The following is a 21,013-nucleotide window of genomic DNA, read 5'->3' as shown; positions in this document are numbered from 1 at the left end:
CTCCCCAGTTCACTGCACTATCTTTCAATCCATGCCGTTCCCATTACGCCGGAGGATTCTTCACTGCTGTTCCAAGTTCTGCACAGCTTCCTTGGCCTTCGTCTATATGCACGAGACTCGGCACCCTCTTTTTCCCTTTGCAGGGCCTTTTTGACGACGCGGCAGGATTCACTTGATGTTGCGGCCTGGATTGTTGCTCGCCCGCTCTCTGACCGGTACTTTTGTCGATGCGCTTTTACACATAGATTTCGCCATGCGCAAGCATCCTAGCTACAAAGGTGGCTTGGTCCCTCCTTTGGTTGGACTTTCACCAACTAGATAATGCGTGCCTCTGGGCACGCTAAATAATAAAAAAATAGCTTCAGGCCCTGAATCCGGCCTAAAGCTATTCATAAAAGCTATTTCAACGCTGCCCATGAAGCATCATCCAGCTGCTGCAGCTCACGGCTGTTCAGTCTGAATCCCATCGCTCCGATATTCTCCCGGGCATGCCGGACTTTGGACGCTCCGGGGATGGCGACAACCGTCTCGCCGTGGAAGTGAATCAGCCAATTCAAGGCAATCTGGCCGTGTGTAACCCCGTATTTCCCGGCAAGTGTTCCCAGTAAATCAATCAGCGGCCTGCTGCGGGCAAGGCCCTTCTCATCCAGTCCGGACTGCATCCGTCTGATCAGGGACAGCTTGCTGATCTGGGACGGATCGTTATGGAACCGCCCGGTCAGTACCCCCTGCTGCAGCGGGGAGTACGCAATAATGGAAATGCCCAGCTCCTTCGCGGCAGCCATCGTCCCGTTTAGGTCAATACTCCGGTGAAGCAGGTTGTATTTGACCTGATTGGAGACCAGCTTCAGCCCGTGCTGCTGCAAGAGCCCGTGTGCTTTGACCATCTGGCTGGCCGAGTAATTGCTGACTCCGACATGACGGATTTTTCCGGCCTTGACCAGCCCTGCCATCGCCTTCATCTCACTGGCAATTGACGACAGCGAAAACGGCTGATGAATCTGGTATAAATCAATCTGCCTTCCGCCGAGACAGCGGATCCGTTCATCTATAGTGGCTGGTATGGATCCGGCCGTCCGGAACAGCGGCCACCATTTGGTTGCGATCAGCGGCTCCGCATGGCGGCTGCCCTCAAGCCTCAGCTGATCCAATACGGCTGCCAGCGCCTGCTCGGACTTGCCTCCCCCGTATATTTCAGCTGTATCCACCCAGTTCATGCCGCCTTCCAGACTAATCCGGACAATCTCAAGGATATCGGCATCCTCAAGATTGCTCCAGTACTTGCCTACGATTCCGCTGCCCCGGCTGAACTGCCAGCAGCCGAGCCCCAGCGGTGACACGGACAACTCTGATTGTCCGAGCGGACGTAAAGGAATTTCTGTACTCATCGCCCATCCTTCTTTCCAAAAAATTTGGAGTTAGTAAAACTGAATAATATGGTATAATTACCCTGCTCTGCAGGTTAGATGTTAAGTGAACGCTGACCGGAGTTACAACTTATTCGGAGGGACTTCATGTTTAAAATTCTGGGCTTTTTATTTCTTGCACAATTTTTAGGTAATCCCTTTCTGGCCTTGATTGTTCTGTTCCTGATCCTGTATGTTCTTGACCGCCGGTATGTCGGCATCCTGCCCAGCATCGGCAAGCCCTTCCGCCGGAGCCGGCAGATGTCCAGACTGCGGACCACCATTTCCCTTAATCCCAACGATGTCTCCTCCAAATTCGAGCTGGCCCGCCTGCTGATTGAACGCAAGCGTTACAGCGATGCCAAAGAGCTGCTGCTTAATATTGCAGACCGGTACGAACAATCCGCCGAATATTGGGTCGAGCTTGGCTATGCGAATCTGAAGCTCGGGATGCTTCCGGAGGGCGAAGCCCAGATGCTGCAAGGGCTGGAGATCAACCGCCGGGCACAATACGGCCAGCCTTTTCTCCGCCTGGCTGAGATATTCCGGGGTGTTGACCAGGATAAAGCACTGCATTATGTGAGCCAATTCCAGGAAATCCAGACTTCTTCCAGCGAAGCTTATTATCTGGCTGGCTCCATGTACAAGGCTCTCGGCAGAAATGACGAGGCCAGACGAGCCTTTGAAGAGTCAGTAGCGATTTACCGCTCGCTGCCCAAATACAAGAAACGTCAGGAACGCGGCTGGGCGCTGCGCAGTTTTTTTGCAAAAATGCGTTAGGGCCGGCCAGTACATAAACCGATAAAGCACCTCTGTGCAAGGCTGGGATTCCAGTAACGCACAGAGGTGTTTTTTGTCTGGCTAACTGTCTACAGATTAAGATCGTGCTTCGCAGTCTCTCCGCTGTCTTTGACGCTGAACGGCCACCAGTTCGCCCGCCCGAACATCCGCACCATCACCGGAACGAAGAATGGCAGGAAGACCAGTGCATACAGGGCAAGACCCGCTAACACTACGGTGGCGATCTGCATCATCGACAGCACACCGGATGGATACATAGAGGCAAAGGTTCCGCCCAGAATAACTACCGCCGACAGGATGACCGTTCCCATATTGCGCATGGCATGCAGAATCGCTTCGAGCACATCCCAGGTTTTATTTTCATTAAAGCGGGCCATCAGGAAGATGCTGTAGTCGACGCCAAGTGCTATCAGCATAACAAAGCTGAAGAACGGCGTGGTCCACGTGATGCCTGAATAATCCAGCAGATGTACAAATATTGCCTCTGTGATGCCTAGTGCTGTGATGTAAGTAACCAGCAGCGAGCCGATCAGATACAGCGGCATAATCACCGAGCGCAGCAGCAGGACCAGGATAATGAAAATACCGGCCAGCATCAGCACAACCGTCCGTGTATAGTCGCCGCTCGAAATTGTCTGGAGATCGTTATACGTACTGGTAACCCCACTGATTGCCGTTTCGGCATTTTCCAGCTTGGTTCCCTTCACCGCACGGTCAACCGCGTCCTGAATATCCGGAATGCTGCCAATGGCTTCCGCACTGTACGGATTCTCCGCGAACACAACATCCAGCGTCATTACCTTGCGGTCATCTGACAGGTAGGTGCCAAAGACCTGCTGCATCGCTTCCGCTTCCAGTGCTTCTGAAGGGACAAAGAAGCCGCTCAGCTCATCCTCTTTGGCATCCTGAAGCTGCTGCAGATAATCCTGTGCCGAGCTGAGCCCGGCGGTGATTTGCTGCAGGCCGTCCGCACTGTCGCTGAGTCCGCCGGTCAGTTCGCCGATCTGTCCGGTCAGCTGCCCAAAGCCTTCGGCCAGCTGCTGCTGTCCGCCCTGCAGCTGATCCAGTCCGGTGCTGATTGCCGGAATCTTACCGACAATTTGGCTCTGCCCTTCTGCAGCCTGGTTGAGACCGGTCTGGAGCCTGCCGATTCCGGCTGACAGCTGCTCTAGCCCCTGCGCCAGGGCGGTCTGCCCGGCTGCAGCTTTGGCATAGCCGGCATTGGCTTCGTTCAGCCCCGATGAGGCGCTGTTCAGCTGGCCGGCAATCTGCCCGAGTCCTGCCGCAAGCTGGGCGGTTCCCGTTCCGGTCTGGGAGACAGTGCCTTTGATGGTCTGGTAATTCATATCCTCAAGCAGCTCAGGATGACTGCTCTCGAGTCCCGTAAAGGACGCATCTAGACCGGTGAGGGCTGCTGCTGCACCTTCAAGCTTGGTCTGCAGCTCGTCAAGCCCGCCGCTCAGCGCCGTCAGCCCCGCACCGATCTGCTTGTAGCCTGCCAGCAGCGCATTGTTCGCCTCTGCTAGCTGCTTTGCACTGGCTGCTGCCTGTGCGAGTCCGGCTTTAATCTCGCCCGCTCCGGCAGCGCCGCTCCTGATTCCATCCTCGATCTGGGAGAGTCCCGCCCCCAGTGCTGCTATACCCTGCTTCAGCTCGGCTGTGCCTTCTGTGAGCTTCGCGCTGCCGGCCGCCGCTTCTTTAAGCTTGGGCTCATTCGCACTCAGCTGCCTGCCTGCTTCGGCAAGTCCGGACTGAATCTGGCTCAGGCCGTCATTGCTTTGACTAAGACCGTCCGACAGTGCTGCCACCTGCACCGGAATCAGAAAATCATTGATTAGCTCTCCGGTTGGCCGCGACAGACTGCGTACCGCCTTAACGCCGTCTACTTTCTCCAGCTCACGGCTGATTTTTTCGGCGAGTCCCATATATTCCGGGGTATCCATCCGGTCATCATTTTTTATGACAATCCTGCCCGGCATGGATTCACCGGGACCAAAGCTTTCAGAAATAATATTAAAACCTTTCACGGAAGCATAATCCGGCCCGATTTCATCCATGCTGTTAAAGGAAAGCTTGCCGTCATATGTCACCAGGAACGGAACGACGACAGCTGCCACAATCAGAAGCGCCGCCCATGGCCGTTTCAGTGAAAAGGAGCCTGCCGCTCCCCAGATCCGGCTTTCACTGTGCTCCAGACTGCCGCGTGACGGCCAGAACAGCTTCTTGCCCAGCACGGCCATGAAGAACGGGACTACCGTAACGAGGGCCAGCAGCATGATTGCGATCCCTACTGCAACAGCCACCGCAGAACGGTACAGCATAAACTTTGACAAGCCGATGGCTACGAACCCGACAAATACAGCCAGTCCGGAATAGAAGACAGTCCCGCCTGCTTTGCGGTATGTAGTTATAATGGCACTTTTTGTATCCTCCGCAGATGCCAGCTCCTCCTTGAAACGGCTGATCAGCAGGATACAGTAATCCGTCCCGATTCCGAACATCACAGCCACCATGAAGATCTGCGTAAAGGTTGACAGCGGGAAATCAAACCGGTTCACCAGATATGCTACAACCGACTGCGATACGATATAGCTCAGTCCTACGGTCAGCAGCGGCACAAGCGGCGCCACGAACGAACGGAACACGACGAACAGGATAAGCAGGATAAAAACTACGGTTATGTACTCGGATTTTTTGAGTCCGGCCTCCGAGCTGACAATCGTATCTTCCGTAATCAGCCCTTCACTGGTCAGGTAATGGTCTGCAGTTACATCCGCAAGCAGCTCATTGACCTTTTCCGGCAGCGCCTTTACCGTTTCGTCCCCGCCTTTAACCGACAACGCGACCATAATGGTCTGCCCGTCCTTGGCAATCAGCGTATCTTCGAGCTCCGTCTGTGAAAATGGCTCGGTTATCGCATCAAGGCTCAGCGCATCCTTCTCCGCAGTGAGCTTCTCCACTCCTTGTCTGATGCTCTCCCTGTCTCCGGCGCTCAGCCCCTCCGGCTTGTTAAATACCAGGGCAACCTGATACAGGGTCTCGCCTCCTTTGGCGGCAGCGACCTCCTTCATAATCTCGGCTGCTCTCGATGACGTATACCCGTCCGGAACCGAAATTTGCCCCTTTTCACGGACCAGCTCAGACATTGACGGTGCTGTTATAAACAGCACAACCGCAGCAGCAAGCCAAATCGCTATCACAGCCCATCTGGCCTTCAATATCGTCTTCACTCAGTTCTCCCTCCCGTCTCCTGCATTAAAAAGGCCAGCTTCTCAAACATGGTGATGAACTTCTCGATATCTTCCTCCTCAAAATGAAGCAAATACGGTGAGATTACATCCTTCACCTGCTTTTCGGCCAGCTGATAAACCTCTTCTCCCTGCTCCGAGAGCGACAAATACACCAAACGCCGGTCATTTTCATCACGGGTACGCTCAATCATGCCTGCCTCGTCAAGCCGGTTAATGATGGCCGTAATTGAGCTCTTGCCCACACAGACCGACTCCGCCAGATAGGTTGACGTACACTGCTCCTGTGCCTTAATCAGCCTCAGGATCAAAAACTGGTCGGTTGTTAAACCTTCGGCAATCCGCTCCTTGATCCGCGCGCTGATCTGCCTGGTCACTATCAGATAAGCATCAACATACCGGGTTATCCAGTGCTCTGCTTCTTCATTCAAAACTTCGCCCTCCTTAATATTGGACAAATAGTTCATGTGTAGAACTGTTTCACACTAAAACTATATGGTTCGCCGCTTTAAAAGTCAATTGCTAAAAATAAAGAAAAATATATGATGCATTTAAAGAATGAACGCCACTCGTTGCACAGCAAGAAGAAACGGCTTTGCCGTCCTTTAAGAGACGGTATCCGTTTCTGCGAGAAATAGAAGGATTAATTATAACGTGCAACATATAAATACTTATATTTCAAAAAAGCCACCCGGCAACTTACGCCGGATAGCTTATCTTCAGATAACTACAGTTGCTTACAAGCTCTATTCGTCATCCTCATCTTCTTCAACCTCATACACACAACGGAACATTTCGATTCCCGCCGGATTCTCGCCCAGACTGTACACCATAAAGCCCAGGGCACGGTAAAAGTTGGCGGCAACCTCATCTTCCGTTTCCGCCAGTACATAGCGCGGATTCCGCAAGGTCATCAGCTCGAGAATCATACCGCGTGCATAGCCTTTGCCCCTGTTCTCAGGCAGCACCGCGATGTGGCGGATATCGAGTGAACCATCCTCCGTCTCTTCAAAGCCGACGAGGCCGAGCAGCAGCCCTTCCTCTTCCCAGCCGTTAAGCTGCAGGGCGGCATATTTGCCGTATTCGGCCGAAGCGCGCCAGAGCGCATCCGGTTCATCAATGACCGCATAGGCCAGCAGCTCATCTACTTCTGGTGTTCCTATGCGCTGCTTCAGATCAATAAGCATAAATGTTCAAGCCTCCCTTAATATTGATGTAATTCTCAGAAGTAATAATCCTGACCAGACGCCGATAAGGTTAAGCAGCAGGTCATCAACGTCAAAGCTGCCGACCCGCAGTACCATCTGCAGCGTTTCCAGAAGAAGAATATAGAAGATTGTCCACAGTGTCAGTATAAAAGGAGAGCGGAACCGCTCCTGAACCAGCGGCAGCAGCAGGCCAAACGGAACAAATACAATGACATTGCCCGCCAGATTCACCAGCCTGCCGGTAAGGGAGACTCCGTTATCCAGATCGAAATACAGCTTCACCGTACGCAGCGGCTCCAGATTATATAACAGCGGCCCCTCTGTACGGACAGTCCGTCCAAACCCGAGAAACATCCAGTATAGCACAGCCCCGCTGTAAAGAAGCAGTACAAGCCCGACAAAAAAACGCACAGCCGGCCGGGGATGCCTGCGGGAGGAAGAGTGGCGGCCCCTGCGCTTTACCCGCTTTCTAGAGATCGGTTTCACCTTCAATGATCTCGATGCTGCCGTCCTGCTTGCCGATAATCGCCATGCTGGCAATACCGATGAACAGCCCGTGATCCACAACGCCTGAAATGCCCTGAAGCTGTTCCGCCAGCACAGGGGCCGAAGCGATCGCCCCAAAATGGCAATCGGCAATGTAATTACCGTTGTCCGTACGGTAGAGCTTATCCCCGCTGCGGCGCAGCTCCGGTCTGCAGCCGAGCTTCTCCAGCTTGGCTACCGTCCATTCCCAGGCAAACGGGACAATCTCCACAGGCAGCGGAAATTTGCCGAGCGTATTAACCGCTTTGCTCTCATCCGCCACAACGATCATCCGCGTGCTGCCCATCGCCACGATCTTCTCGCGCAGGAGGGCTCCGCCCCCGCCTTTGATCAGCTGAAGCCTGCTGTCCAATTCGTCCGCACCGTCAATGGTCAGATCCAGGTGGTCGATTTCGCCGAAGGCAACCAGCGGAATGCCCAGCTCACGAGCCTGATCCTCGGAAGCCTGCGAAGTGGCCACAGCGGTAATGTTAAGGCCCTCCCGGACACGCTCGCCCAGCTTCCGGATGGCCCAATAAGCGGTTGAGCCTGTTCCCAGACCAACCTTCATCCCGTCCTGCACATATTCCACGGCTTTCTCCGCAGCCAGCTGCTTAACATTGACACTCATTTTAATACCCCCATATTTTCCTATATAATGGTCTATAAATATCAATTAATCATTTACTTCCGGGAGGATTCACGATGAGAACCGCAAATCAGATCCAGTCCAAAATCAATGAGCTTACACTTCAGCGTAGGTCCCTTACGAGCAGGCTGGCTCCACTTCCTCAGGACAGCCCCCAGCGGGAGAGCTTAAGCACCCAGCTCAGCAGGCTTGAGGATATGATCCTGATGCTGGAATGGGTGCTGGACGCGCCGGCCGGCAAATATCATGCCTGACCCGGCATTCAGGACAGTATCTTGCCGTAGCATACACTGTCCGGATCGCCGATATACTGGCCGAACAGGTCAATGGGCCGGTAGCCGTGCTTGACATAAAGCGCAATGGCTTCCGGCTGTTTAATTCCGGTCTCCAGCTTGATCTCCACGCATCCTGCGGCAGCAGCCTTTTCCTCCAGATCGGCCAGCATTTTACCGGCGATGCCCATCTTGCGGCTGCCGGGTTCTACATAGAAACGCTTCAGCTCCATCACGCTGCAGTCCTTCTCCAGGGGCCGCAGTCCTCCGCAGCCGACCGGCTGCGCGCCCAGATAAGCTACGACGAAGGTCATCTCTTTAACCTTAGGGTCAGAGAAATCAACCACATAGATCATTTCATGCGGGTAGCGCGCCTTCAAATCCTCATCCAGACGTTCAATCAAATCCCGCAGATCCGTATTATCGGGCTGGACCGTAACAAATTTCAATTCAGTAACAGATGACATCTCCAGGGCTCCTCCGTCCTTCCGGTTAACCGGTCTCTTTAGATATAAGTTTTAAGCGTTTCCTCGTAGAGCCGCGCATTGTCAGGCTCAAAGCAGATGAATGTGATGGTTTCCAGCGGCAGCTTGTCCGGCCCAGTGCTTTGAACGTAATCTGCAATGGTAGAAAGAGCCGTCTCGCAAGCCAGCTTTTTCGGGAAATTGTAGACACCCGTGCTGATATTCGGAAAAGCAATACTGCGTGCACCGCGGGCGCAGGCCAGGTCAAGGCTGCTGATATAGCATCTGGCCAGCGTCGTCTCCTCCCCTGCACCTCCGCCTTTCCAGATCGGTCCGACGGTATGTATGATGCCCAGATTAGGCAGTCTGCCAGCGGTTGTAAATGCAGCCTCGCCCGGCATAACGCCGCCCTGCTTCTGGCGGATCAGCGCACATTCGGCGGCAATCTGCGGACCGCCGGCGCGGTGGATTGCCCCGTCAACTCCGCCTCCGCCGTAAAGCCCGGAATTGGAGGCATTAACGATGATATCGCCTTTCCAGGCTGTGATATCCCCGGTACTCACCGATATAACCACATGATTAATGCGGACTTGCATATCCGGCTTCCTCCCTCACCGTAGCTTCCAGATTGATAATCAGCTCTTTTTCCCCTTTGCGGTCCGCTTTGCCGGGAAATGATAGGTGTTCAGACAACACACGCTGAATGGATGCAGCCCGGATACGTGTCTGCATCCATTGCAGGGCATCCTCCAGAGTCATTTCTCCGGTACCAGCCGGTACGCGGCACAGAGCATAAGTAGTCCCCGTTTCTCCCTCATGGAGCTGTTCCTCCGGTCCGGAGAGCACGGTATATTGAAATAAGGGTACCGCTTCCGGCCGTTCCTCATCCCCGCGGAATTGCTCAAAAAATACGGAATACATGAGTTTTCCGGTAGGGGCCGCAGCGCTTTCAGCCTCCTGCTGCCTGATCAGCCTGCTGTTCTGATAGGCGATCAGTCCGGCGGCAAGCAGCAGAAACAAGGCGGCACCGGCAATTGCCGTGATCATCATGCTCACCTGCCATTCGCGTTCTTTTATACAACACCGTTACTATATTATCATGGGAAATGATGGCGGGGAATGGTCCTAAGGGGTGTAAATCGGATTAAAGCGAAAATTCTATAAAGTTAAATTGAAATATTCATATTAACAGTTGAAACTTGGTGCAGCATGATACATAATGAGGTTGTACAAGCTGTTTGTCAATCCATAAGATATCAAGGAGGAATAGCTTCAATGAAATTTTTCTTGGATACCGGTAATATTGAAGAAATCAAACGGATTACCCGGCTCGGATTAGTGGATGGCGTAACGACAAATCCGTCGCTAATCGCCAAAGAAGGCAGATTGTTCAAAGATGTAATTAAAGAAATCGTTGAGATTGTACCAGGTCCTGTAAGCGCCGAGGTTATCGGCCTTACTACTGATGAAATGCTGAGCGAAGCGCTTGAAATTGCAGAATGGGCACCGAACGTAGTTATCAAGCTCCCGATGACTGAAGACGGACTGGCTGCCTGCTACGAGCTGACCAAACGCGGCATCAAGACCAACGTTACCCTTATTTTCTCCGCCGCACAGGGCCTGATGGCCGCCAAGGCCGGCGCTACTTATATCAGCCCGTTTGTCGGCCGTCTGGATGATATCGGAGTGGACGGAATGAAGCTGATCAAGGACCTGAAGACAATCCTGACCAATTACGGGCTGTCCTCCGAGATTATTGCAGCGAGCATCCGCAATATCGCCCATGTGGAAGAAGCGGCAATTGCCGGCGCGCATATCGCGACTATTCCAGGCTCCCTGCTCCCATCCCTGTGGAAGCATCCTCTGACGGATAACGGGATTGACCGATTCCTGAAGGACTGGGAATCCGTACCAAAGGAAGCAAAATAACAGATTCATTTCACAAGAGAAGCACCTCCCTGCGCGGGGGGGTGCTTTTTTTGCCGCTGCATTGGTTGACAGTATTAATTGTCCTAATTATAATTGTCATAACAACTATTTATGAAAGGACGATCTCTATGTCCGGTTCCCCCCAACAATTCCTGGGCTTTCTGCTTGGCTCTACTTACCGGAGAATTTCCACCTCGTTCGCCCGTGCGCTGAAGCCTTACGACATCACACCTGAACAATGGTCTGTGCTGCTGATGATTGTGGACCGCAGCGGAATTAACCAGAAGGAGGTTGCAGCCGCAGCCGCCAAAGACCAGCCTACCACCGCAAGAATTGTTGAATTGCTGCTCAAGAAGGGCTTCATCACGAAATCACTGAACCAGAGTGACCGCCGGGCTTTCCTGCTCTATCCGACTGAAGAGGGCAGGCAGCTGATCGAAAACACCGTCGACCTCGAACGGCAGGTCATCAGCACAGCTGTAACTGGCCTTACAGACGTTGAGCTTGAACAGCTCCGCGGTATGCTGGAGCATATCTATCACAACACAGAGAATACACAACATGAATAGGAGCAGAACATATTGAATCATTCATCAGAACGTTTATGGACCAAATCGTTTGTCACTCTTACCATCTGTAACCTGCTGCTGTTTATCGGCCTGCAGATGACCTTGTCGACTTTGCCTGTCTATGCCAAAGACAGCTTATCTGCTACATCAGTGCAAATCAGTCTCGTTACCAGTCTCTTTGCGCTTAGTGCTATTGCTTCCCGGCTCTTCGCCGGCAAAGCTATGGAAAAAGGCGGCCGCAATCTGCTGATCTTCCTTGGTGTGGCAATCTGCTTAACCGCTATAGCCGGCTATTACTGGTCCGGGACTATTACTGTCCTGCTGCTGATGCGCATGCTGTTCGGCATCGGCTTCGGCATGGCCAGCACTGCATTCCCGACAATGGCCTCCGATGTTATTCCGATCCGCCGGATGGGTGAAGGCCTCGGCTACTTCGGGCTTTCGACCAGCCTGGCCATGTCAGCCGGTCCGCTGATCGGACTCAGCCTGCTGCAGGGTCCCGGCTTCAGCTCTCTGCTGCTGTGCACAGGGCTCGCCCTTGCTATCATTCTGCCCCTGGGCTACCGCCTGACGCGAAGCCTGCCGGCTCATCACAAAGAACCTGCGCCGGCTGCAATACCCGGTCCTAAGGGGAATGTGTTCCGTAAGCTGCTGATCCCCGGCCTGCTGAATCTGCTGCTGTCGGTTTCCTATGGCGGACTGCTTGGTTTTCTTGCCCTCTACGGACAAGAGGCGCATTTGGAGCACATAGCTTACTTTTTCCTGTTTAACGCCGTGGCTATCGTCATTATCCGGCCTGTTTCCGGTAAAATCTATGACCGCTTCGGACCGGCAGCCCTGCTGATTCCCGGCAGCCTGTTTATTATAGGCGGACTGCTGCTGCTGTCCTTCGCTTCCTCAACCGCCGCGCTGTTTCCGGCAGCACTCTGTTACGGCATCGGTTTCGGTTCCATGCAGCCTGCGCTGCAGACTTGGATGATCCAGTCCGTCGATCCCCGTCAGCGCGGGACGGCCAACGGTATGTTCCTGAACTCTCTGGATTTCGGAGTTGCTGTCGGCACCATGATTCTTGGCTCAGTCGCTTTGTTTAACTCCTATGCCGTGATGTACCGTTATTCAGCGCTGGCCCCTTTGCTGCTGCTGGTCATCTACAGCGTAGTTCTAATCACAAAACGGCGCAGACGTTCAGCTTCCAGCCGGGTGCAGGTTAGCCGCTAATTGGCGGTTACCGGGCCCGCTGGCGGATTCCGCGCGGAAGCTGGAGCTGCTTTTCACCTCTCTGACCGCTTTCGGAGCTCTTATTGCCGGGAGTAACTGCCAGCAGCGTAAGCAGACCTCCTATCGCGCTGACTCCAGCCATCGTTCCGAACAGCAGCCATGATCCCCTTGGCATCAGCAGCGAGACAACCGGCGGCCCCAGGGCTACACCGATGAACCGCATGCTGCTGTACAAGGAGGTGATTGTTCCGCGGTTTTTCTGGTCAATGCCTTCGGTAATCAGGGCATCCAGACAAGGCAGTGCAATTCCGATGCCAATCCCCCCCACACTAAGCAGCCCTACCAGCCAGTAAAGCCCTGAACCAAACCCCGTAATAATCATGGCCGCAGTTATCAGGAACATACCGCCGCAGCCGATCCACTTCATCCGCGGCTTATTTTGTCCGATGATTTTGCCGCTTCCATAGGAGGCAAGGCACAAGAGCGCAAGGGGAATGGCCAGAACAAGACCTTTTATAACCCCGTGAATATTATATTTGGCCTCAAGCGTTTCCGATAAATAAAAAAGAACCCCGAATGTTACAAACATACAGATACCGCCGATGGCAAAAATAGCATACAGCCACCGGCCGTGCTCCCGCAGGATTGCAACAATGCCTGACATGAAATCCTTAAGGCTCTGCTTATCAGCTTCCCGTTTTGGCTCCTTAACCAGAAACAGAACAAGCACAAAAGAAATGATGCATAAAACCGGAATGGAGATAAACGGAGCGTACCACAGCAGGAGCCCCAGATAAGCACCGAGAATCGGACTGAGCACCTTGCCGAAGGTATTGGAGGTTTCAATCAGGCCGAGACTTTTGCTTACCACTTTTTCGTCCTTGAACATATCCCCTACAAATGGCAGGACAATGGGAAAAGCCCCTGCCGCACCGATCCCCTGCAGCACACGCCCCCCCAATATGATCCAGTATGCCGTTATTCCTTTGGTAAACAGGGCAGCAGCGATACATACAGCTCCGCCCGCAGCAGCAATAATCAGGCTGGGCATAATGATTTTTTTGCGCCCGAACCGGTCAGAGAGATAGCCGGCAACCGGAATCATCAGAATAGCCATTAAGCCATACAACGTAATCAGCAGGCTGACCTGAAAGGAACTGATATGAAGCTCGCGCGAAATTTGCGGCAGTACCGGAAGGAGCATGGAGTTGCCCAGGGTCATTATAAGCGGAATGGAGGCTAACGCCATAAGATCCCATTTCTTATCCTTCATGGATTGACCACCTTTACTGTCATTGACAATCCCCGTTAGTGTGCTTGGTTCTGTCCGCCTGTATGCATACAAAATAAACCGCAAATTGAGTAACCCAAAAACAGATAATTTCCACATAAAATAGCGCACGACTGCCCCTGATAGGGCAATCCTGCGCCATTTTTCCATTGTTCAGTTTGAGCTGCCAGCCATTACAGCAACCCCGCTGCTTCCGCTGATCCTGCTGCTTCGGGATCAGGCAGAAATGAGCTGGGCTGTCCAAGGCTGTAAATATGCAACAGATGCATAGCCCGGGTACAGGCGGTATAGAACAGCTTGCGTTCATTTTCCCTGCCGTACTTTTCCTGTGAGCCATCATAAATAATAACAGCATCAAACTCTACGCCTTTGGCCAGGTAGGCGGGAAGCACCAGCGTTCCCTTCTGGAAATTCGGGGTTTCCTTGGTTACCAGTCTGACCGGAAGGCTGTTTTGCAGCTTGGCATGCACCTCAGCGCTCTCTTCGGCAGTCTTGCAGATCACCGCAACATAGTGATAGCCCGCGGCATGCAGCTTCAGCACATCCTGCTCCACTGCAGCCAGCAGCTCAGATTCACTGTTCACAACGGTAAGCGTTGGAGCCTCGCCCCGCCGGTTGAAGGGAACAATCCGTTCTCCGCCGGGAATCATGGCCCGGGTAAATTCCACTATCTCAAAGGTGGAACGGTAACTCCTGGTCAGGGAAATGACCTCTGTATTTTCCTCTCCGTAGATGCTGACCAGGCTGGACAGATCGCCCAGCACTTCACCCTGGGCATAGATGGCCTGATTGAGGTCCCCCAGCACAGTCATTTTGGCCCGGGGGAAGAGCCGGCGCATAAATTCCAGCTGGAACGGGGAGTAATCCTGTACCTCATCAACAATAACGTGGCGGATGAGTGTATTTGTCCTGAATCCCTGGCTCAGCTCCTTCAGATACAGGAAGGGAGTTGCATCTTCATAGGCAAGCTCACCTGCGGCAATCGTATCAACGGTAAGCCTGCAGATTTCATCCCAGTGCTCCGGCAGCCCTGCCCCGGAATTCATGCTGTCCATCAGCCTGCGGTCTGTAAACAGCCTGCTGTACAGCCCTTTGACATCAACGAAACGGCCGCGCTTGGTCCAGCCGCGCAGCGGTTTCAGCTTCTGGCTGACGATATAGCGGGCCAGCATGCTTTTCTCGGTGTCAAAATCATCAAAGCTCTCGTTGTGCCCGCCGCCCTTGCGCCGTGTCATATGGTACGCACGCTGGTAGTCGCTCGTATCCAGCAGCTCCATCTGCTCCTCTACCCACGGGGCACTGCGCTCCTCTACGCTAAAAGCAGCAATTTGCTTGAGCAGCCAGCCGGTCATCAGATCAATCCGGTTCGCAAGCTTGATATTGGGGTCATAAGTATAGAACTGCCGCTCCATCTCTTCCTTGCTGACGATAGCTTTTCCCTGAAACATCAGCGGTTTGAACAGCATGCCCTCATGCTCAAGCAGATTGACATATCTCCGGATGGCATCAAGAAAAGCTACCGACGATTTATAGCCGATTCCGGCGCGGCGGATTTCCGCAGACGGATGATCCGGCGCGGCCAGCAGGCTCTCGGTTTGGCTGAACACATCTTCAAGCTGAAATTCCTGGCCGAGCCTGTGCTCCAGATACATCTGGAAGGTGGTCTGCTGCATATTTTCTTCACCGAGCTCGGGAAGCACCGTAGAAACGTAGCTGTTGAACAGCGGATTCGGCGAGAACAGCAGCATCTGGTCTGCCTGCAGAACTGCGCGGTATTTATAGAGCAGATAAGCTACACGCTGGAGCGCCGCTGAAGTTTTACCGCTGCCCGCCGCTCCCTGGACGACCAGCATCCGGCTCCGGTCATTACGGATAACCGCGTTCTGCTCCTTCTGGATAGTAGCTACAATGCTTTTCATCCGGTCATCCGCACTGTGGCTCAGTACCTGCTGCAGCAGTTCGTCGCCGATGGTCATCCCGGTGTCAAACATGACCTCAATCAAGCCGCTGTCGATCACGAACTGGCGTTTGAGCTCCATGGTTCCGCTGACCAGGCCTCCGGGCGTTTCATAGGCAGCAGGTCCGGGAGCTCCATCGTAATAAAGGCTGGAAATAGGTGCACGCCAGTCGTAAATCAGAAAGGTGCCGTCGTCCTCCATTAATGATCCGATTCCAAGGTAAATGCGCTCTGCCTGAGCTCCGGGCTGTTCTGAGAAATCAATCCGGCCGAAGTAGGGTGAATTAACCAGCTTTCTATATTTTTTGAGCGCCTTGCTCGACTGCAGATGGTGACGTTCCCGTTCATTCAGGATTTGCGCCTGCTGCCGCAGGCTGGTCGAGGTCTCCCCCAGGTCATCCGGGCTGCTGAAGTTTACTGTTACCTCTTCCCAGAAATCTTTGCGCATATCGACAACATCGGTACGGTGCAGGCCCAGCTCTTCTGAGAGACGACGGATATGGGCGGTTAGCAGCCGGGTAATCCCCGTCACCCGTTCCTGTTCTTGTTTCCATTCTTGATCATGTTTCTCCACTGTATTTCATCCCCTTTGAAAGGTTGACGTTCATGTCTGCTCCGGTTAATCCTTCTCATCACTGTTCACCCGGTTGATCTGGTCCGCCAGCCGGTCAAGCCGGTCAAGCTGGTAACCATAATCATAGATCGCCGCCGCTACCACTGACAAGCGCAGCTGTCCCGATTTCTCGGGATTATAGCCCTGGATGGCTGCCTCCAGAAACCGATCATTGTCTTCGGCAAGCAGCTCTGAATCATTGGAGCCCGGCTTCAGCTTGTCTTCGAACTTGAGCAGAATGTACTCATGATATTTAATCAGCTGCTCCAGGTGCCGGTCAAACAGCTCATCGGTCCGCTCGGTCCGCTCTGCCTGGAAATAATGGCGGTCAATCGCCTCCAGTACCTCAAAGCCTTTTTGCAGAGTGTGCAGCAGGTTTTTATATACAACCATTTGCCGGGTCTGGCTGTATTTTGCCCTGCGCAGCTGTTTCTGTTCCTCCTCGAAGAGGGCATACTTATCGGCCAGCGACTTAATCGAGCCTTCCAGCGCACTTTTTTCATCCCGGAACACGCTCTCCTTCATCTCATGCGAGACTGCGGTGCGAAGCAGCAGTGACAGGCTGGTAAATACATTCTCAATCTGCTGGATGTACTGCTTGCGCGGCTTGGGCGGGAATACGCTGATATTTATAAGAAATGCAGAGACAATCCCGGTCAGTGTAAGCAAAAAGCGGGTCAGCGCGAACTCCCACTGTCCGGACGCCTCCATTACAGAAATTACAGTAACCAGTGTCAGGCCGATGGTATCGGCACGGTTCATTTTCATACTGATCATAATAACCAGAATACAAACAAGTCCTACTGCAATCGGTTCATTAGACAGGAGCATCCCGCCCAGCAGCGCAATCACCGCTCCCATCGTGCTCGTCTGGATCTGGTCCAGGAAATACCGCCATGAGCGGTATATGGACGGCTGCATGGCAAATATTGCTGCAATGGCTGCGCCGACAGGAGAAGAAAACTGCAGGAGTACAGACAAATAAAGGGCAAGCGTAACTGCCATTCCTGTTTTTAATATTCGGGCGCCAAAAGCCAAATCCATCCCTCCTAAAGTTTTGCATAGCATATGCTTCCAGTGAATCTCTTCGGCAAAACTTACTTCGGAAGCTTACGCTTAGTTTTGCATAGCATATGCTTCCAGTGAATCTCTCCGGCAAAACTTACTTCGGAAGCTTACGCTTAGTTTTGCATAGCATATGCATCCAGTGAATCTCTCCGGCAAAACTTACTTCGGAAGCCTATGCTTAGTTTTGCATTCATCTAAGTTTATTCACACCTGTTATGTATATCCTGTAAGTCTTCCGTCAATCTCTATTAGGGTACATATGTATTTACCCATGAACCATGCCGGCGAATTTTTAGAGAGGCTTAAGCCAAGCTTCATGTTTCTTTCAGCTTTCCGGTAATACTGTGTACGGCAGTACCATTCCATCCCAAGAGGTGAACGCATGAGCAACAAGATCAGAAGAATTGCAGCATTTACGGCAGCCGTCATGCTCTGCCTGGCTCCGGCCGCTGCTTATGCCGGGACAGTTTCAGGCAGTACGCCTACACCGGCAGCGGGCCATACCAGCCCCGGAAAAGAGCAGCCGTCACATCCGCATCACAGCAAGGGCCTGAAAACAGGCGGGCATTTTATCCTGGGCGAAACCGCAAGGCTTCTGGAAATGGACCGCCGGGAGCTTATGGACAGCCTGAGAAACGGACAAACCCTTTACAGTCTGGCCAAGGAAAAAAAGGGCTGGAGTGAGGACCAGTACATTCAGAAGCTGAGTGAAGCCGCCAGTCTCAAGCTGGATGAGTCCCTCAAGGAGGGCCAGTTGAGCAAGGAAGAAGTCAAAAAGCTGAAAGCAGGGCTTCCGGCTCTGCTGAAGCTTAGCATCTCTGCTGCCGCCAATTCGCATAAGGGTAATCCTGGAAAACCGGCAGTACCGGTCCAATAAGCCGGGATACGGACACCATTTACCTGTACAGGCTGACGGTGTCCGTATTTTTTACATATAAAGACTTTATTTCCGCTTCCTGATGTTCTGATAAGCTTCAAAGCAGGCAACCGACAGCATCAGCCAGGCTCCGCTTGCCGCATATCCGCCGATCACATCGCTGGGATAATGGACACCCAGATAGATCCGGCTCCAGCCGATGCCAAGGGTCATAAGTACGGTGAACAGAATCAGTAAAAGCCGTTCTCTTTTCCGCCGCATATGACGCCAGAGCAGGTATGCCAAAGCCCCGTATAAGGAGAAGGCAGCCATGGAATGACCGCTAGGAAAGCTGTAACCAGCCTGTTCTATCAAACGGTGGATACTGGGACGCTCCCGGTGAAACCACAGCTTAAGCCAGGTATTCAGCAGCTGGGAGCCTAAGCCCACCCAGAGGAACAGAACGAGCTCCATCCGGTGCTTCAGCACAAAAAAGAGCAGCGCCATGGTAACAAGTGAAATCATAACCGCCAGCTTCGAGGAGCCGACCAGTGAAAGGCTTTTAGCCAAAGAGGTCAATCCTGGCGACTCCGCTGATTGTACGGCATGAATGACGGAATTGTCAAAATAAGCCGTCTTGTTCAGGGCCACAAGCAGGGCTATGACGGCAAAACCTAATGCAAACCATAAAGAGAACCGGAATCCTCTGGACCATCTGCGGTATTCAAACATAACAAACCCCTTATCTGATACGTATTCTGTGAAGACGTTGCCTGAGAACCGTCTTGCCGTGATATAATGGGACAGGAAGACAATTCATATAAAGATGGAGTGCTGCCAAAGTGGAAAGTCTAAAGCTGCAGGAGCGTTTGTTGAACCAATGCATTTCAACAAAGGTGCCCGTAACAATTTTCACAACGAACGGAGTCAAAATGCAGGGACTCGTTACCTCTTACGACGCTTATACAATCACCCTAACAGGACAGGGAGACGGCAAACAGAACGTTTTGTTCAAATCAGCGGTCTCCACGGTTGTACCACTCAAGCCCGTTTCGCTTAAATAGGCAAGTAGAAACGGCTTCGCCGTCCTTAAAAAGGCGGCAACCGTTTCTGCGGGAAATATCAGACCTGTATAGATCTGCAAGTTTTTACTTTCTGATATTTTTAAAAGGAACACCGGAGCCAGCCCTTCCGGTGTTCCTTTTTTGGTCAATCAGCTATGAAGCCGGCCTGAATCAGGCAGGAAATACTGCAGGCTTTACACACACCGGCTTAGATATCCTCGCTTCGTTACCGGTATAGGTCAACCGTCCGGTAGCTGCATCAAGAGAGAATACAACCAGGTTATTGCCGTCACGGTTTGCTACAATCAGGTATTCACCATCCGGTGTAACTGTGAAGTGACGCGGGTGGCCTCCATGTGTAGACACATGCTGGGCCAGCGTAAGCTCCGCCGTCTCAGCATTCACTGCATAGACCACAATGCTGTCATGACCGCGGTTCGAGCCATACAGGAAGCGTCCGTCTGCCGAGAAGGCGATTTCTGCACAGCCGTTATTTGTATAGGAATAATCCTCCGGCAGTGTAGGCACGGTAAATGCTGTCTTCAAGGCTCCTGACTCGCTGTCATACAGGAAAGAGGTAACCGTGCTGTTCAGCTCGTTAATGACATAGGCGGACTTGCCGTCCGGATGGAATACAAAATGACGGGGGCCCGCTCCTGCCTCCACCTTGATTTCGCCCTGAACCTCAAGCGTACCGGACTCCCGGTTGACCCGGTAAGTACGGATCAGATCCAGGCCGAGATCGGACACAAACAGGAAGCGCTCGTCCGGGCTGAAAACAGCCGAATGGGGATGCGGCTTCTCCTGGCCGGGCACAGTTCCTTTGCCCGTATGTACAGCAGTATCTGTCAGGCGCACCGGCGTCCCGTCTGCATCTACACTCAGCAGGCCTACAAGGCCGCCATGATAGCTGCATACAACGATAACTTCGCCTGCGGCATCCCTGTTAATATGACAGGTTGTCGTCTGTCCTGCTTCAGAAGCAGGCATTGTGGCAATCCGGTTCAGCTCAGTCAGGCTGCCGGTGTGCGGATCGATGGCCAGGGTTACGACCTCTCCCTCCTTGATCCCCTCACGGTTAAGCTTCTCGCCAATCGCATACAGCCGGTTCTTCGCAGTATCGACATTAACAAAGGTAGGATTGGCGATGCCCTGCACACTGTGCAGCAGCTTCAGCGTACCTCCGGCCGCCCCGTCAAACGCATATACCTGTATCCCGTTATCCTCTGCACTCGCGTAGGAGCCGGTAAACAGCAATAATTTGGAATTTTCTTTCATCTCGGTTTTCCTCCTCCATAAGTCCATCCGGTGTTTTATATGCAGTCTGGCTCTCGTTCAAACAATAGCCATCTTTATAATTTACAATTTTTCAGCGTCTATGACAATTGCAACGGAAAAAATGACAAAAAACATTTCAAAAATAAGACTTCTCAAAGAAAAAAGAATATGCTATAATGAAAGCGCTAACACGCGTCGTTAAAATTGTAAAAAGGGGGAACACGAATGAGCAGCCTGCTGGAAGCCAGAAATGTATATGAGGACTTCGAGGTGGAAACAGACATTCTGTTCTTTAAGGTCGGGGACCATGATCTGGTCATTTTTCACGGCAGAAACTATAACATTAAAAAGAGAATGACTGCCGAGCAATTAAACCGTTTGTTGTCGAATTCCAGTTACTATCATGTTTATGGAGGCTGCTACGTGAATCTGAACAAGATCAGCGCGATTGAAGACGACTGCATCTATTTCGGAGAGAAGGGCCTTTATGCCAAAAATGTCCGTGTTCCCAGACGGAAACAGGAAAGCATACGCCATCTGCTGAAAGGGCTTACTTCTTAATCATGTATTTGAATGCAGAAACAGGCTGACCTTATG

At 52.5% G+C, this 21,013-nt stretch carries 22 protein-coding genes; 8 read left to right on the top strand and 14 right to left on the bottom strand.

Translation table 11 applies throughout. The features are described 5' to 3' along the window. Nucleotides 1–398 precede the first annotated feature (398 nt). On the bottom strand, nt 399–1,388 hold the full coding sequence (locus BLR64_RS19490; RefSeq protein ID WP_090716669.1) for an aldo/keto reductase: 990 nt from the start codon (nt 1,386–1,388) through the stop codon (nt 399–401). A gap of 126 nt (nt 1,389–1,514) precedes the next feature. Here BLR64_RS19490 and BLR64_RS19485 point away from each other — a divergent pair, with 126 nt between their 5' ends. Then, a complete protein-coding gene (locus BLR64_RS19485; RefSeq protein WP_090716667.1) occupies nt 1,515–2,186 on the top strand; it encodes a tetratricopeptide repeat protein in 672 nt (223 codons plus the stop codon). A gap of 89 nt (nt 2,187–2,275) precedes the next feature. Here BLR64_RS19485 and BLR64_RS19480 read toward each other — a convergent pair whose 3' ends face one another. The 5 genes from BLR64_RS19480 to rpiA form a co-directional block, all read right to left on the bottom strand. Then, nucleotides 2,276–5,437, bottom strand: coding sequence for an MMPL family transporter (locus BLR64_RS19480; protein ID WP_090716665.1), 3,162 nt, complete (start codon nt 5,435–5,437; stop codon nt 2,276–2,278). Then, a complete protein-coding gene (locus BLR64_RS19475; RefSeq protein ID WP_090716664.1) occupies nt 5,434–5,886 on the bottom strand; it encodes a MarR family winged helix-turn-helix transcriptional regulator in 453 nt (150 codons plus the stop codon). The genes BLR64_RS19480 and BLR64_RS19475 overlap by 4 nt, the downstream gene beginning before the upstream one ends. 315 nt (nt 5,887–6,201) lie before the next feature. Next, nucleotides 6,202–6,642 (bottom strand): GNAT family N-acetyltransferase, encoded by a 441-nt coding sequence (locus BLR64_RS19470; protein WP_090716662.1) that lies wholly within the window; start codon nt 6,640–6,642, stop codon nt 6,202–6,204. Nucleotides 6,643–6,648: 6 nt separating this feature from the next. Continuing rightward, a complete protein-coding gene (locus tag BLR64_RS19465; RefSeq protein WP_167360733.1) occupies nt 6,649–7,149 on the bottom strand; it encodes a VanZ family protein in 501 nt (166 codons plus the stop codon). Beyond that, nucleotides 7,133–7,819, bottom strand: a complete 687-nt coding sequence (gene rpiA, locus BLR64_RS19460) for a ribose-5-phosphate isomerase RpiA (protein WP_090716659.1) — start codon at nt 7,817–7,819, stop codon at nt 7,133–7,135. The genes BLR64_RS19465 and rpiA overlap by 17 nt, the downstream gene beginning before the upstream one ends. 74 nt (nt 7,820–7,893) lie before the next feature. Here rpiA and BLR64_RS19455 point away from each other — a divergent pair, with 74 nt between their 5' ends. Then, entirely contained in the window at nt 7,894–8,091 is a 198-nt protein-coding gene (locus BLR64_RS19455; RefSeq protein WP_090716657.1) for a hypothetical protein, read from the top strand. 8 nt (nt 8,092–8,099) lie between these two features. On the opposite strand, the gene BLR64_RS19450 is transcribed toward BLR64_RS19455, so the two are convergent. The 3 genes from BLR64_RS19450 to BLR64_RS19440 are packed head-to-tail and all read right to left on the bottom strand — an operon-like array spanning nt 8,100 to nt 9,623. Continuing rightward, entirely contained in the window at nt 8,100–8,576 is a 477-nt protein-coding gene (locus BLR64_RS19450) for a GNAT family N-acetyltransferase (protein WP_090716655.1), read from the bottom strand. 38 nt (nt 8,577–8,614) lie between these two features. Beyond that, a complete protein-coding gene (locus BLR64_RS19445) occupies nt 8,615–9,169 on the bottom strand; it encodes a macro domain-containing protein (protein ID WP_090716651.1) in 555 nt (184 codons plus the stop codon). Further along, nucleotides 9,153–9,623 (bottom strand): hypothetical protein, encoded by a 471-nt coding sequence (locus tag BLR64_RS19440; protein ID WP_139172028.1) that lies wholly within the window; start codon nt 9,621–9,623, stop codon nt 9,153–9,155. Before BLR64_RS19440 ends, BLR64_RS19445 begins: the two co-directional genes overlap by 17 nt. Nucleotides 9,624–9,848: 225 nt before the next feature. On the opposite strand from BLR64_RS19440, the gene fsa reads away from it, so the two are divergent. From fsa to BLR64_RS19425, 3 genes are all read left to right on the top strand, one after another. Further along, nucleotides 9,849–10,502 carry a fructose-6-phosphate aldolase gene (gene fsa, locus BLR64_RS19435; protein WP_068727461.1) on the top strand — a complete coding sequence of 218 codons (654 nt, stop codon included), beginning with the start codon at nt 9,849–9,851 and terminating at the stop codon, nt 10,500–10,502. A gap of 128 nt (nt 10,503–10,630) precedes the next feature. Beyond that, a complete protein-coding gene (locus BLR64_RS19430) occupies nt 10,631–11,071 on the top strand; it encodes a MarR family winged helix-turn-helix transcriptional regulator (RefSeq protein WP_090716647.1) in 441 nt (146 codons plus the stop codon). Between the two features lie 12 nt (nt 11,072–11,083). Continuing rightward, nucleotides 11,084–12,289, top strand: coding sequence for an MFS transporter (locus tag BLR64_RS19425; protein ID WP_090716645.1), 1,206 nt, complete (start codon nt 11,084–11,086; stop codon nt 12,287–12,289). A gap of 7 nt (nt 12,290–12,296) precedes the next feature. Here the strand turns inward: BLR64_RS19425 and bcbE are convergent, their stop codons facing one another. The 3 genes from bcbE to BLR64_RS19410 form a co-directional block, all read right to left on the bottom strand. Then, a complete protein-coding gene (gene bcbE, locus BLR64_RS19420) occupies nt 12,297–13,562 on the bottom strand; it encodes a bacillibactin exporter BcbE (protein ID WP_090716643.1) in 1,266 nt (421 codons plus the stop codon). A gap of 191 nt (nt 13,563–13,753) precedes the next feature. Further along, nucleotides 13,754–16,111 carry an RNA polymerase recycling motor HelD gene (gene helD, locus BLR64_RS19415; RefSeq protein ID WP_090716642.1) on the bottom strand — a complete coding sequence of 786 codons (2,358 nt, stop codon included), beginning with the start codon at nt 16,109–16,111 and terminating at the stop codon, nt 13,754–13,756. 45 nt (nt 16,112–16,156) lie between these two features. Further along, entirely contained in the window at nt 16,157–17,188 is a 1,032-nt protein-coding gene (locus BLR64_RS19410; protein WP_090716640.1) for an FUSC family protein, read from the bottom strand. Between the two features lie 412 nt (nt 17,189–17,600). Here BLR64_RS19410 and BLR64_RS19405 point away from each other — a divergent pair, with 412 nt between their 5' ends. Further along, nucleotides 17,601–18,095 (top strand): hypothetical protein, encoded by a 495-nt coding sequence (locus BLR64_RS19405; protein WP_090716639.1) that lies wholly within the window; start codon nt 17,601–17,603, stop codon nt 18,093–18,095. Between the two features lie 66 nt (nt 18,096–18,161). Here the strand turns inward: BLR64_RS19405 and BLR64_RS19400 are convergent, their stop codons facing one another. Further along, entirely contained in the window at nt 18,162–18,806 is a 645-nt protein-coding gene (locus BLR64_RS19400; RefSeq protein ID WP_090716637.1) for a phosphatase PAP2 family protein, read from the bottom strand. 110 nt (nt 18,807–18,916) lie between these two features. Between BLR64_RS19400 and hfq the strand changes: the two genes are divergently transcribed. Beyond that, nucleotides 18,917–19,138 carry an RNA chaperone Hfq gene (gene hfq, locus BLR64_RS19395; RefSeq protein ID WP_039872699.1) on the top strand — a complete coding sequence of 74 codons (222 nt, stop codon included), beginning with the start codon at nt 18,917–18,919 and terminating at the stop codon, nt 19,136–19,138. Between the two features lie 171 nt (nt 19,139–19,309). Here hfq and BLR64_RS19390 read toward each other — a convergent pair whose 3' ends face one another. Beyond that, complete coding sequence (locus tag BLR64_RS19390; RefSeq protein ID WP_090716635.1) at nt 19,310–20,416, bottom strand: lactonase family protein; 1,107 nt, start codon at nt 20,414–20,416, stop codon at nt 19,310–19,312. Nucleotides 20,417–20,641: 225 nt separating this feature from the next. On the opposite strand from BLR64_RS19390, the gene BLR64_RS19385 reads away from it, so the two are divergent. Then, complete coding sequence (locus BLR64_RS19385) at nt 20,642–20,977, top strand: hypothetical protein (protein WP_090716633.1); 336 nt, start codon at nt 20,642–20,644, stop codon at nt 20,975–20,977. Nucleotides 20,978–21,013: the final 36 nt, after the last annotated feature.

The sequence above is a fragment of the Paenibacillus typhae genome (assembly GCF_900099765.1).
In the GTDB taxonomy this organism is placed as follows: Bacteria; Bacillota; Bacilli; order Paenibacillales; family Paenibacillaceae; genus Paenibacillus_AQ; species Paenibacillus_AQ typhae.
The sequence above is the reverse complement of the archived record's forward strand: the minus strand, read 5'-3'. Positions and strand labels throughout refer to the sequence as shown.